At 43.2% G+C, this 12,728-nt stretch carries 11 protein-coding genes; all 11 read left to right on the top strand.

All coding sequences use genetic code 11. From position 1 onward, the window contains the following. Positions 1–85 precede the first annotated feature (85 nt). The 11 genes from BACHE_RS12990 to BACHE_RS12940 all read left to right on the top strand — a co-directional run bounded on the left by BACHE_RS12990 (position 86) and on the right by BACHE_RS12940 (position 12,665). Positions 86–1,486: a C1 family peptidase gene (locus BACHE_RS12990; protein WP_013548167.1), complete on the top strand. Its 1,401-nt coding sequence runs from the start codon at positions 86–88 to the stop codon at positions 1,484–1,486. 186 nt (positions 1,487–1,672) lie between these two features. Continuing rightward, entirely contained in the window at positions 1,673–3,022 is a 1,350-nt protein-coding gene (locus BACHE_RS12985) for a Na(+)-translocating NADH-quinone reductase subunit A (protein ID WP_013548166.1), read from the top strand. Positions 3,023–3,055: 33 nt separating this feature from the next. Further along, a complete protein-coding gene (locus BACHE_RS12980) occupies positions 3,056–4,225 on the top strand; it encodes an NADH:ubiquinone reductase (Na(+)-transporting) subunit B (protein WP_013548165.1) in 1,170 nt (389 codons plus the stop codon). Positions 4,226–4,239: 14 nt separating this feature from the next. Continuing rightward, the gene (locus tag BACHE_RS12975; RefSeq protein ID WP_013548164.1) at positions 4,240–4,929 is read left to right on the top strand and encodes a Na(+)-translocating NADH-quinone reductase subunit C; all 690 of its coding nucleotides are present in this window, start codon (positions 4,240–4,242) and stop codon (positions 4,927–4,929) included. A 4-nt stretch (positions 4,930–4,933) separates the two neighbouring features. Further along, entirely contained in the window at positions 4,934–5,569 is a 636-nt protein-coding gene (locus BACHE_RS12970) for an NADH:ubiquinone reductase (Na(+)-transporting) subunit D (protein ID WP_013548163.1), read from the top strand. A gap of 89 nt (positions 5,570–5,658) precedes the next feature. Further along, a complete protein-coding gene (gene nqrE, locus BACHE_RS12965; RefSeq protein ID WP_013548162.1) occupies positions 5,659–6,285 on the top strand; it encodes an NADH:ubiquinone reductase (Na(+)-transporting) subunit E in 627 nt (208 codons plus the stop codon). Between the two features lie 18 nt (positions 6,286–6,303). Continuing rightward, positions 6,304–7,578, top strand: coding sequence for an NADH:ubiquinone reductase (Na(+)-transporting) subunit F (gene nqrF / locus BACHE_RS12960; protein WP_041579409.1), 1,275 nt, complete (start codon positions 6,304–6,306; stop codon positions 7,576–7,578). Positions 7,579–7,684: 106 nt separating this feature from the next. Continuing rightward, positions 7,685–9,013, top strand: coding sequence for a DEAD/DEAH box helicase (locus tag BACHE_RS12955; RefSeq protein ID WP_041579842.1), 1,329 nt, complete (start codon positions 7,685–7,687; stop codon positions 9,011–9,013). 274 nt (positions 9,014–9,287) lie between these two features. Beyond that, on the top strand, positions 9,288–10,355 hold the full coding sequence (gene serC / locus BACHE_RS12950; RefSeq protein ID WP_013548159.1) for a 3-phosphoserine/phosphohydroxythreonine transaminase: 1,068 nt from the start codon (positions 9,288–9,290) through the stop codon (positions 10,353–10,355). 108 nt (positions 10,356–10,463) lie between these two features. Continuing rightward, complete coding sequence (locus tag BACHE_RS12945; protein ID WP_013548158.1) at positions 10,464–11,387, top strand: NAD(P)-dependent oxidoreductase; 924 nt, start codon at positions 10,464–10,466, stop codon at positions 11,385–11,387. A 30-nt stretch (positions 11,388–11,417) separates the two neighbouring features. Continuing rightward, positions 11,418–12,665 carry a DUF1015 domain-containing protein gene (locus BACHE_RS12940; RefSeq protein WP_013548157.1) on the top strand — a complete coding sequence of 416 codons (1,248 nt, stop codon included), beginning with the start codon at positions 11,418–11,420 and terminating at the stop codon, positions 12,663–12,665. The last annotated feature ends 63 nt before the right edge of the window (positions 12,666–12,728 follow it).

The raw sequence follows: 12,728 nt of genomic DNA, 5'->3' as shown, positions 1-12,728 counted from the left end.
TCTAAAGATATTACTAAAAATATCAAAAAAAAGATTACTTTTGTTTGATAAAAAGAATATTGCGTAATTAAAATTTGTAACCTGAATGAAAAAACGATTTTTATCTGTAATTGTTTTTAGTGCTGCATTGTTTTCCATGCATGCACAAGATGGCAAGGGAGGAATCAGCCCTGACATGCTCAATCGAATAAAGCAAAGTTATGAAGGAACGGCTGCCGATAAGGCACTTCGTAATGCTATCAGTAATAATGATATTCGTAAATTATCTGTCAATCTGGATAATATGCAAGGTATGGATACTCATTTTTCTGTCAAGGTGGATTCCAAAGGAATCACCGATCAAAAGTCATCCGGTCGTTGCTGGCTGTTTACAGGATTGAATGTAATGCGTGCCAAAGCTCTTGCTGAATATGGATTCCAGGCTTTTGAATTTTCTCAGGTCTATTCTTTCTTTTGGGATCAGTTGGAGAAATCTAATCTTTTCTTGCAAGGTATCATTGATACTGCCAAGGATCCGATGAGTGATAAGACCGTTGAATGGCTTTTTCAGCATCCTCTGAGTGATGGTGGTACTTTTACCGGAGTAGCTGATATCGTGTCCAAATATGGTTTGGTTCCTAAAGACGTAATGCCCGAGACGAACAGTAGTGAAAATACGTCCCGTATGGCAAATCTGATTTCTCTGAAGTTGAAAGAGTACGGGTTGCAGCTACGTGATATGGTTACTGCTGGGGCTAAGTCTGCTGTTTTGGAGAAAGAGAAAACAAAAATGTTGGGTAATGTTTACCGTATGTTGGTTTTGAATCTTGGCGTACCTCCCACAGAATTTGATTATATCCGTAAAGATGCCAAGGGGAATCCTGTGGAGACAGAGCATCATACTCCTATATCTTTTCTGGAAAAATATGGTGACAAGAAGTTGCTGACGGATTATGTGATGTTGATGAATGATCCTACTCGCGAATACTATAAATGCTACGAAATAGACTATGATCGTCATCGTTATGACGGAAAGAATTGGACATATATCAATCTGCCTGTGGAAGATATTAAGGAAATGGCTATTGCTTCTTTGAAAGACAGTACCATGATGTATTTTTCTTGTGATGTGGGCAAGTTCCTGAATTCAGAACGTGGCCTGCTTGATGTGAAAAATTATGATTATGAGTCTTTGATGGGAACCACTTTTGGCATGAATAAGAAACAGCGTATTCAAACATTTTCCAGTGGTTCCTCTCATGCCATGACCTTGATGGCGGTGGACTTGGACAAAAATGGAAAACCAGTCAAGTGGATGGTTGAAAATAGTTGGGGAGTCGGCTCCGGGTATCAAGGGCATCTCATTATGACTGATGAGTGGTTTGATGAATATATGTTCCGTTTGGTGGTAGAAACAAAATATGTTCCGACTAAAATTATGGAACTATTTAAACAAAAACCGATTCGTTTACCAGCTTGGGATCCGATGTTCGCAGAAGAAGAATAAGGGAAAAACTACCGAAGTGTTTCAGTTTTTTTTGAATATAGGGATGTCGAAAGATATTATCCCGTGCTCGTTAACGAAAGGAATTACGGAAATTTCTCCGTAATTCCTTTCTTTTTTGCTCTTTATTCACATTCTTTTTTGCTACTTTTGCGCCAAATTAATGAAACCATTATTTTAAATAAACGCATGGCAAATGTAATTAAGTTACGTAAAGGCCTTGACATTAACCTGAAAGGCGCTGCTACTGAAAAGTTCATGTCTGTTAAAGAGCCGGGATTCTATTCATTGGTCCCAGATGATTTTACAGGTATAACTCCGAAGGTGGTGGTTAAAGAGCAGGAGTATGTGATGGCCGGAGGACCCTTGTTCATTGACAAGAATCATCCTGAATTGAAATTTGTTTCGCCCGTCAGTGGCGTTGTGACAAGCGTAGAGCGTGGTGCACGCCGTAAGGTGTTGAACGTCGTTGTGGAAGCTGCTGCAGAGCAGGACTACGAGGAGTTCGGTAAGATGGATCCGTTAAAAATGAATGGCCAGCAGGTAAAAGAAGTTCTTTTGCAAGCAGGCATGTTCGCTTTTATCCGCCAACGTCCGTACGATGTAATTGCTGATCCTACGGTAACTCCGAAGGCTATTTTTATTTCTGCTTTTGACAGTAACCCGTTGGCTCCCGATTTTGAATTCGTATTGAAAGGTGAAGAAACTAATTTCCAGACAGGGCTTGACGCTTTGTCCAAAATGGCAAAGACGCATCTGGGTATCAGTGTAAAACAAAAAGCTGCCGCATTGACGCAGGCTAAGAACGTTACCGTTACTGTATTTGACGGACCTAATCCGGCAGGTAATGTAGGGGTGCAAATCAATCGCGTCTCTCCCGTAGTGAAAGGTGAGACTGTATGGACAGTCGGTGCGGAAGCCGTTATCTTTATCGGGCGTTTGATGAATACAGGCCGTGTAAATTTAACTCGTACGGTAGCGGTAACAGGTTCTGAAGTATTGAGACCCGCATATTGCAAACTGCAGGTGGGCGCTTTGCTGACGAACGTCTTCAAAGACAACGTGAATACGGATAAGGGACTCCGTTATATCAGCGGGAATGTTTTGACTGGTAAGAAAGTATCTCCAAATGGTTTCCTCGGTGCTTTTGACACTCAGTTGACAGTGATTCCCGAAGGAGATGAAATCCATGAGATGTTGGGTTGGATTATGCCGCGTTTTAATCAGTACAGTGTTAACCGATCTTATTTCAGTTGGTTGATGGGTAAGAAAGAATATGTGATTGATGCTCGTATCAAGGGAGGTGAACGTCACATGATCATGTCCAATGAATATGACCGCGTGTTTCCGATGGATATTTTCCCCGAATATTTATTGAAGGCGATTATTGCAGGCGATATTGACCGTATGGAAGCTTTGGGCATTTATGAAGTGGCTCCGGAAGATTTTGCTCTTTGCGAGTTCGTGTGTTCTTCCAAAGTGGAAGTTCAGCGCATCGTACGTGCCGGACTTGATATGCTCCGTGCTGAAATGGCGTAATTCAATTAAAAATTTAAGAATTAAAAATTAAAAATGAAAGCGTTAAGAAATTATCTCGACAAGATAAAGCCGAACTTTGAAGAGGGCGGCAAATTCCACGCATTTCGTTCGGTGTTTGATGGTTTCGAAACATTTTTGTTCGTACCTAACACCACTTCGAAATCGGGAACGCATATTCACGACTCCATTGACAGTAAACGCATCATGTCAATGGTGGTTATTGCATTGATACCGGCACTTCTGTTCGGTATGTATAATGTAGGTTACCAGCATTTCCATGCTACTGGAACTACCGGAAGTTTTATCGAAATGTTTGCCTATGGTTTCCTGGCTGTGTTGCCTAAACTGATTGTATCTTATGTAGTGGGACTCGGCATTGAGTTCGTGGTAGCCCAGTGGAAGAAAGAGGAAATTCAGGAAGGATTTTTAGTTTCCGGTATTTTGATTCCGATGATTGTTCCCGTCGATTGTCCATTGTGGATTTTGGCGGTTGCCACTGCATTTTCTGTGATTTTTGCGAAAGAAGTGTTTGGCGGTACTGGTATGAATGTGTTCAACGTAGCTTTGATTACCCGCGCATTCCTGTTCTTTGCTTATCCTACAAAGATGTCCGGTGATGCTGTTTGGGTATCGGGTGACTCCATTTTTGGACTGGGACAGGCTGTTGATGGTTTAACGGTAGCCACTCCGTTGGGGGCAGCGGCAACAACCGGCACTTATCCCGAATTTTCCTGGGATATGGTAACCGGATTGATTCCGGGATCTATTGGTGAAACCAGTGTTATCGCCATTGCTATCGGTGCTGTCTTATTGTTGTGGACAGGTATTGCGAGTTGGAAGACAATGTTTTCCGTATTTGCAGGAGGCGCATTTATGGGATGGGTGTTCAATGCAATCGGTCCTGATACCGCAATGGCCAATATGCCTTGGTATGAACATCTTGTATTGGGTGGTTTCTGTTTTGGTGCTGTATTTATGGCTACTGATCCTGTAACATCTGCACGTACGGAGACGGGTAAATATATCTTTGGATTTCTGATTGGTGTAATGGCTATTGTTATCCGCGTGCTGAATCCCGGTTATCCCGAAGGTATGATGCTTGCCATCTTGCTGATGAATATTTTCGCTCCGCTGATTGACTATTGTGTGGTACAGAGTAATATCAGCCGTCGTGAGAAACGTGCTATTAAGTCTAACAATTAAATACCGAAAGAGAAATGAATACCAATAGTAACAGTTATACTATCATTTATGCTTCGGTAATGGTTGTTATCGTTGCATTCCTGCTGGCATTCGTAAGTTCTTCCTTGCGAGAGACGCAGAACAAGAACGTTGAACTCGATACAAAGAAGCAGATTCTTGCTGCTCTTAATATCAAGGACGTGAAAGATGCCGAAGCGGAATATAATAAATATGTAAAGGGCGATATGCTGATGAATGAAGACGGTACACTTACAGAGAATACCGGTGCATTTGCTACCGCTTATGAGAAAGAAGCCAAAGAGAACCATCGTTTGCACATTTTCGTAGCAGAGGTGGAGGGAGAAGAAAAATACGTGTTTCCCGTTTACGGTGCTGGTCTTTGGGGAGCTATTTGGGGATATGTAGCACTGAATAGCGATAAGGATACCGTTTACGGTGTTTACTTCTCTCATGCCAGCGAAACTCCGGGCTTGGGTGCTGAGATTGCCACTCCTCACTTCCAGGGAGAATTCCCCGGAAAGAAGACATTGGAAAACGGTGAAATCGCCCTCGGTGTTGTGAAAAATGGAAAAGTGGAGAAACCTGACTATCAGGTGGACGGCATATCGGGAGGTACTATTACTTCTGTGGGAGTAGATGCTATGTTGAAGGCTTGTTTGAGCAACTACAAGAACTTTTTAACTAATAATAATGAGGAGGAATAAGAATATGGGACAATTGTTTTCAAAAAAGAATAAAGAAGTATTCTCTACTCCATTAGGACTGAACAATCCTGTTACCGTGCAGGTATTGGGTATCTGTTCTGCTTTGGCTGTTACCGCCAAATTGGAACCTGCCATTGTAATGGGGCTTTCGGTAACGGTGATTACGGCATTTTCCAATGTTGTGATTTCATTGTTGCGAAAGACGATTCCCAATCGTATTCGTATTATTGTTCAGTTGGTGGTTGTTGCCGCTTTAGTGACTATTGTAAGTGAGATTCTGAAAGCCTTTGCTTATGATGTAAGTGTTCAGCTTTCCGTTTATGTAGGTCTGATTATTACAAACTGCATCCTGATGGGACGTTTGGAAGCATTTGCCATGCAAAACGGCCCTTGGGAATCTTGTCTCGATGGTATAGGTAACGGATTGGGATATGCCAAGATTCTGATAATCGTGGCTTTCTTCCGTGAACTTCTGGGATCGGGTACATTGCTCGGTTTCAACATCCTGAACTACGACTGCCTGAAGAATCTCGGTTATGTAAATAACGGCCTGATGTTGATGCCACCGATGGCGTTGATTATCGTAGCCTGCATCATCTGGTTCCAGCGTGCCCGTAATAAAGAATTACAAGAAAAATAAAATTCAAAGAAGAGTGATGAATGATGAGTTTCCCTGTATTGTGTATAGACATTCTTGCAGGTAATTTTTCATTATTAATTCAAAAGATTATGGAACATTTATTAAGTTTATTCGTTCGCTCCATTTTTGTGGACAACATGATATTCGCCTTCTTCCTTGGTATGTGCTCTTATCTGGCCGTATCAAAGAATGTGAAGACTGCCGTAGGACTGGGTATCGCCGTGACTTTCGTATTGGTGGTTACGCTTCCGGTCAACTATTTATTGCAAACTAAGGTATTGGCCGCCGATGCACTTATCCAAGGCGTTGACCTTAGCTTCCTGAGTTTTATTCTTTTCATTGCCGTGATTGCCGGCATCGTGCAGTTGGTAGAAATGGTTGTGGAACGTTTCAGCCCTTCGCTCTATGCTTCATTAGGCATTTTCCTTCCGTTGATTGCTGTTAACTGTGCTATCATGGGAGCTTCCTTGTTCATGCAGCAACGTATCAACATGGGTGAGAGCGATCCGAAGTTTATTGGTGGCATTGCCGATGCTATATCTTATGCACTTGGCTCAGGTATCGGTTGGTTGCTGGCTATCGTAGGTTTGGCTGCTATCCGTGAGAAAATGGCTTATTCTGACGTACCCGCTCCGTTGAAAGGACTGGGTATCACGTTTATCACTGTAGGTCTGATGGCAATGGCATTCATGTGTTTCTCTGGTTTGAACATCTAAAAGAAAGGAATAATAACAATGGATATGAATATGATATTAGCGAGCATCGGGGTATTCCTCGTGGTTATTCTGCTGCTTGTTGTTATTCTGCTGGTAGCCAAACAAATATTGGTTCCATCAGGTAATGTAAAACTGACTATCAACGGCGAAAAGGACCTGGACGTAGCTTCCGGTTCCACGCTGCTGAACACGCTGTCTGTAAACGGTGTGTTCCTTTCCTCTGCTTGTGGTGGTAAAGGCTCTTGTGGACAGTGCAAATGTCAGGTGCTTGAAGGTGGCGGTGAAATCCTGCCTTCCGAAGTGCCTCACTTCAGCCGTAAGCAGCAGAAAGATCATTGGCGTCTGGGTTGCCAGGTGAAGGTGAAGGGTGATATGGCGATCAAAGTACCGGAGAGTGTATTAGGTGTAAAAGAATGGGAATGTGAAGTTATTTCCAACAAGAATGTGGCTACGTTCATCAAAGAGTTTATCGTAGCTTTGCCTAAAGGTGAGCACATGGACTTTGTTCCGGGGTCGTATGCGCAGATTAAGATACCTAAATACAGTATGGATTACAATAAGGATATTGACAAGAGTCTTATTGGTGACGAGTATTTGCCTGCATGGGAGAAATTCGGCTTGTTCGGATTGAAGTGTACGAACACCGAAGACACCATTCGCGCTTACTCCATGGCTAACTATCCTGCAGAGGGTGACCGCATCATGCTGACGGTACGTATTGCCACTCCGCCTTTCAAGCCTCGCGAACAGGGTCCGGGCTTTCAGGATGTAATGCCGGGTATCGCCTCTTCTTATATCTTCACGCTGAAACCGGGCGACAAGGTAATCATGAGTGGCCCTTACGGAGACTTCCACCCGTTGTTCGACTCCAAGAAGGAGATGATGTGGGTAGGTGGTGGCGCCGGTATGGCTCCATTGCGTGCGCAGATTATGCACATGACGAAGACCTTAAAGACTACGGATCGTAAGATGTCCTACTTCTATGGTGCACGTGCTTTGAATGAGGTGTTCTATCTGGAAGATTTCTTGCAGATTGAAAAGGACTTCCCGAATTTCTCATTCCACCTTGCGTTGGATCGTCCCGACCCTGCGGCTGATGCGGCGGGTGTGAAATATACTCCGGGTTTTGTACATAATGTAATTTATGAAACCTATCTGAAGGATCATGAAGCTCCCGAAGATATAGAATATTATATGTGTGGCCCTGGACCGATGTCCAAAGCCGTTGAAAAGATGCTCGATGATCTCGGCGTTCCGGCTCAGAACCTGATGTTCGATAATTTTGGCGGCTAAGCTCGAAGAATATTTATTATAATTAAGGCGGCAGATGACATCATCTGCCGCCTTTTTATTGGATTGTTATTTATTTCCTATCTTTGCATCCAAATCCCCTAAATATATGGAATTATCAGATATCCTTTTCAATTTAAAAATAGAACGGCTTACGCCGATGCAAAAAGCCGCATCGGAAGCTTATCGTTCAAATAAAGATTTGGTATTACTTTCACCTACCGGTTCCGGAAAAACTCTCGCTTTTCTGTTGCCGTTGGTGCAATCATTAAAACCTGACGTGTCGGGAGTACAAGCGGTTGTGCTGGTCCCTTCCCGTGAGTTAGCATTGCAGATAGAGAATGTTTTCAAAGCGATGAATACCTCTTTCAAAGCTATGTGCTGCTATGGTGGCCGGCCTGCAATGGACGAACATCGGACGATGCGCGGAATCTGCCCTGCCGTCATTATCGGTACGCCGGGGCGGATGAATGATCATTTGAAGAAAGAAAATTTCGATGGCAATGCCGTGACTACTTTGGTTATTGATGAATTTGATAAATGCCTGGAGTTCGGCTTTCATGATGAAATGTCGGAAGTTATCGGACAATTGCCCTCGTTGAAGAAGCGCGTGTTGCTCTCTGCTACCGATGCTGAAGAAATTCCTCAGTTTGCCGGAGTAGGCAATGCGGATAGCCCTCAAATTGCCAAATTGAATTTTCTTTCCGTAGAGCCTGTCTCCGAACGTTTGAACCTGCAACGTGTCATTTCTCCTGAGAAAGATAAGTTGGAAACTTTATATCGCTTGCTATGCGTCTTAGGAAATCATTCCACTCTGGTGTTTGTCAATTACCGTGAAAGTGTGGAACGGGTGGCGGCATATTTGAAATCTAAGAAATTTCCTTGTGATGCATTTCATGGTGGTATGGAGCAGGCAGACCGGGAGCGTGCGTTGTATAAGTTCAGAAACGGCAGTTGTCCGGTTCTTATATCTACTGATCTTGCTGCTCGTGGGCTGGACATTCCCGGCATTGACAATGTGGTACATTATCATCTTCCTGTCAACGAAGAAGCTTTCACACATCGTAACGGACGGACGGCACGTTGGGAAGCACGCGGCTTTTCTTTTCTGATTTTTCATTCTGAAGAGCAGTTGCCGGATTATGTTCCTGAAACTACCCCTGTCTTTGAGTTGCCGGAAGTAACGCCTAAACCGGCTAAATCCCGTTGGGCTACCTTATATATAGGAAAGGGGAAAAAGGAAAAACTGAATAAGACAGACATTGTGGGTTTTCTGTACAAGAAGGGCGGATTGGCAAAAGAAGATGTAGGGCAGGTTGACGTAAAAGAGCATTATGCATTTGTGGCTGTCCGCCAAAGCAAGGTGAAGCAACTTCTGGCATTGGTACGTGGTGAAAAAATTAAAGGAATGAAGACAATAATAGAAGATGCTAAATAGGATTTCTTATAAATATTCATTTTACTTTCGTTTTTTCTTCTAAATAAAAAGGCATATATTCTTATAACTTTCAGTTTGTCTTGAAATATATATCATGATAACCATACATAACAAATTGGTGCATATATCTTGTATATACCAATAAAAAGTAAGGTAAATGCAACTGAAAAGAGGATTTTCATAGGGAAAGATTTGTTTTACGGAAATAATTCCGTAATTTCGCCATGTCGAAAGACATAAATGAACGAAATTGTATAACCAAAACAAACTTCAAATGAAAAAGCATAATTTCAATGCAGGACCTTCCATTCTTCCGCGTGAGGTAATTGAGGATACAGCGAAGGCTATTTTAGATTTCAATGGATCCGGTCTCTCTTTAATGGAGATTAGCCACCGTGCTAAAGACTTCCAACCCGTAGTAGATGAGGCAGTAGCACTGTTCAAAGAGTTACTCAATATCCCCGAAGGTTATTCGGTATTGTTCTTAGGTGGAGGAGCCAGTCTGGAATTCTGTATGATACCTTTCAACTTCCTTGAAAAGAAAGCTGCTTATCTGAACACCGGTGTATGGGCCAAAAAAGCGATGAAAGAAGCTAAGGGGTTCGGTGAAGTTGTAGAAGTAGCTTCTTCTGCCGAAGCCAACTATACTTATATTCCGAAGGATTATACAGTTCCGGCTGATGTGGATTATTTCCACATTACCACTAATAACACCATTTATGGTACAGAACTGAAGAGCGACCTTGACTCTAAAGTTCCGGTGGTTGCCGATATGTCTTCCGATATTTTTTCCCGTCCTGTTGACGTGTCTAAATATATCTGTATTTATGGCGGTGCGCAGAAGAATCTGGCTCCTGCCGGCGTAACCTTCGTTATTGTGAAGAATGATGCATTGGGCAAGGTGTCACGCTACATCCCTACTATGCTGAACTATCAGACTCACATTGATGGAGGATCTATGTTCAATACTCCTCCTGTTGTTCCCATATATGCGGCTTTACAGACTTTGCGCTGGATCAAGGCACAGGGGGGTGTGAAGGAAATGGAACGGCGCGCTATTGAAAAGGCAGATATGCTATATGCCGAAATAGACCGCAATAAACTGTTTGTTGGTACTGCCGCAAAGGAAGACCGTTCACGTATGAATATCTGCTTCGTGATGGCTCCCGAATACAAGGATCTTGAAGCGGACTTCTTGAAGTTTGCTACCGAGAAAGGCATGGTGGGTATTAAGGGACACCGTTCAGTAGGTGGTTTCCGTGCATCTTGCTATAATGCTATGCCGAAAGAAAGCGTACAGGCTTTGATAGACTGTATGCGGGAATTTGAAAAACTTCATTAATAATATTTATTCACCACAGATTAGGCAGGAGGATTTCACAGGTTATTTTAGATAAACATCTGTGGTTTCTGTATAATCTGTGGTGAGTTTTTTAATACCATTTGAATCATGAAAGTATTAGTCGCAACAGACAAGCCGTTTGCTAAAGTTGCAGTGGACGGTATTCGAAAGGAGATTGAAGCAGCAGGTTATGAACTTGTGCTTCTTGAAAAATATGGTGAGAAGGCAAAGTTGCTGGAGGCAGTGAAAGATGCCAATGCCATTATTATTCGTAGCGACATCATTGATGCCGAAGTATTGGATGCAGCCAACGAATTGAAAATTGTAGTGCGTGCAGGGGCCGGTTATGATAATGTGGATCTGGAAGCTGCTACTTCTCACGGTGTCTGTGTAATGAATACTCCCGGGCAAAACTCCAACGCTGTGGCCGAATTGGCTTTCGGTCTTATGGTGATGGCTGTGCGCAATATGTATAACGGTACTTCCGGTACGGAATTGATGGGTAAGAAACTGGGTATCCATGCATATGGTAATGTAGGTCGTAATGTAGCCCGTATCGCTAAAGGCTTCGGAATGGATATTTACGCTTTCGACGCTTTCTGTCCGAAAGAAGTAATCGAGAAAGACGGTGTGAAAGCTGTTGCATCCGCCGATGAGCTTTATGCCACATGCGACGTTGTTTCTCTACACATTCCTGCAACTGCCGAAACAAAGAATTCCATCAATTATGCCTTGGTGAACAAGATGCCGAAAAACGGTCTGTTGGTGAATACGGCCCGTAAAGAAGTAATTAATGAAGCCGAATTGATCCAACTGATGGAGGAACGTGCAGACTTGAAATACGTGACCGATATTATGCCTGCTGCCAATGAGGCTTTTGCGGCTAAGTTTGCCGGGCGTTATTTTTCCACACCGAAGAAGATGGGGGCACAAACTGCCGAAGCCAATATCAACGCAGGTATTGCAGCGGCCAAGCAGATTGTGGGATTCCTGAAAAACGGTTGTGAAAAGTTCCGCGTTAACAAAAAGTGAGATGAATACTATTAAAACACATTCCGATTTATGGCAATAATTAAACCTTTTAAGGGTGTCCGCCCTCCTCAGAATTTAGTGGAACAAGTTGCTTCCCGTCCATACGATGTACTGAATTCGGCAGAAGCACGCGAAGAAGCAGCGGGTAACGAAAAATCCCTGTATCATATCATTAAACCCGAAATTGATTTTCCTGTCGGTACGGACGAACATGACGAAAGAGTCTATCGGAAAGCTGCCGAGAACTTCCGGATGTTTCAGGATAAAGGCTGGTTGGTACAGGATGAAAAGGAAAACTATTATGTCTATGCGCAGACGATGAACGGTAAGACACAGTATGGTCTGGTAGTCGGCGCATACGTTCCCGACTATATGAACGGTGTCATCAAGAAGCACGAACTTACCCGCCGTGACAAAGAAGAAGACCGGATGAAGCATGTCCGTGTGAATAATGCCAATATCGAGCCTGTATTCTTTGCTTATCCTGATAATGAGAAACTGGATGCAATCATAGCCCGCTATACGGTCGGGAAACCGGTTTACGATTTCATTGCTCCGGGTGACGGTTTCGGTCATACTTTCTGGATTATCGACAAACAGGAAGATATTGATTCTATTACCGGAGAGTTTGCCAAAATGCCTGCCCTTTATATAGCGGACGGTCATCATCGCAGCGCTGCCGCAGCACTGGTAGGGGCGGAGAAAGCCAGACAGAATCCGAATCACCGTGGTGACGAAGAATACAATTATTTTATGGCCGTCTGTTTTCCTGCCAATCAATTGACTATTATCGACTACAACCGTGTAGTGAAGGATCTCAACGGACTGACTTCCGGACAGTTCCTTACCGCTTTGAGTAAGAACTTCACTGTCGAAGAACAAGGTGTTGATATTTACAAGCCTGCCTGTCTGCATAATTTCTCCCTTTATCTGGATGGGAAATGGTATAGCCTCACAGCCAAGCCGGGAACCTATAATGACAATGATCCTATCGGTGTATTGGACGTTACTATTTCTTCCAACTTGATTTTAGATGAGATTCTCGGCATTAAGGATCTCCGTTCAGATAAGCGCATTGATTTCGTGGGCGGCATCCGTGGCTTGGGTGAATTGAAGAAACGTGTGGATAGCGGTGAAATGAAAGTAGCTTTGGCACTTTATCCTGTATCCATGAAGCAATTGATGGACATTGCCGATACGGGTAATATTATGCCTCCCAAGACTACATGGTTTGAGCCTAAACTACGTTCGGGTCTGATCATTCATAAGCTGGACTAAATGAATCCGGTATAGAGATTAAGAAAAAACGAGGATACTTCAGTCAAATGAGTTATCCTCTTT

Source organism: Bacteroides helcogenes P 36-108 (assembly GCF_000186225.1).
GTDB classification, from domain to species: Bacteria; Bacteroidota; Bacteroidia; order Bacteroidales; family Bacteroidaceae; genus Bacteroides; species Bacteroides helcogenes.
The sequence above is the reverse complement of the archived record's forward strand: the minus strand, read 5'-3'. Positions and strand labels throughout refer to the sequence as shown.

Bases quoted from the DNA above. Each gene is read 5' to 3' on its own strand.
- BACHE_RS12990 (WP_013548167.1), top strand. From the start codon at position 86: ATGAAAAAACGATTTTTATCTGTAATTGTTTTTAGTGCTGCATTGTTT.
- BACHE_RS12985 (WP_013548166.1), top strand. From the start codon at position 1,673: ATGGCAAATGTAATTAAGTTACGTAAAGGCCTTGACATTAACCTGAAA.
- BACHE_RS12980 (WP_013548165.1), top strand. From the start codon at position 3,056: ATGAAAGCGTTAAGAAATTATCTCGACAAGATAAAGCCGAACTTTGAA.
- BACHE_RS12975 (WP_013548164.1), top strand. From the start codon at position 4,240: ATGAATACCAATAGTAACAGTTATACTATCATTTATGCTTCGGTAATG.
- BACHE_RS12970 (WP_013548163.1), top strand. From the start codon at position 4,934: ATGGGACAATTGTTTTCAAAAAAGAATAAAGAAGTATTCTCTACTCCA.
- nqrE (WP_013548162.1), top strand. From the start codon at position 5,659: ATGGAACATTTATTAAGTTTATTCGTTCGCTCCATTTTTGTGGACAAC.
- nqrF (WP_041579409.1), top strand. From the start codon at position 6,304: ATGGATATGAATATGATATTAGCGAGCATCGGGGTATTCCTCGTGGTT.
- BACHE_RS12955 (WP_041579842.1), top strand. From the start codon at position 7,685: ATGGAATTATCAGATATCCTTTTCAATTTAAAAATAGAACGGCTTACG.
- serC (WP_013548159.1), top strand. From the start codon at position 9,288: ATGAAAAAGCATAATTTCAATGCAGGACCTTCCATTCTTCCGCGTGAG.
- BACHE_RS12945 (WP_013548158.1), top strand. From the start codon at position 10,464: ATGAAAGTATTAGTCGCAACAGACAAGCCGTTTGCTAAAGTTGCAGTG.
- BACHE_RS12940 (WP_013548157.1), top strand. From the start codon at position 11,418: ATGGCAATAATTAAACCTTTTAAGGGTGTCCGCCCTCCTCAGAATTTA.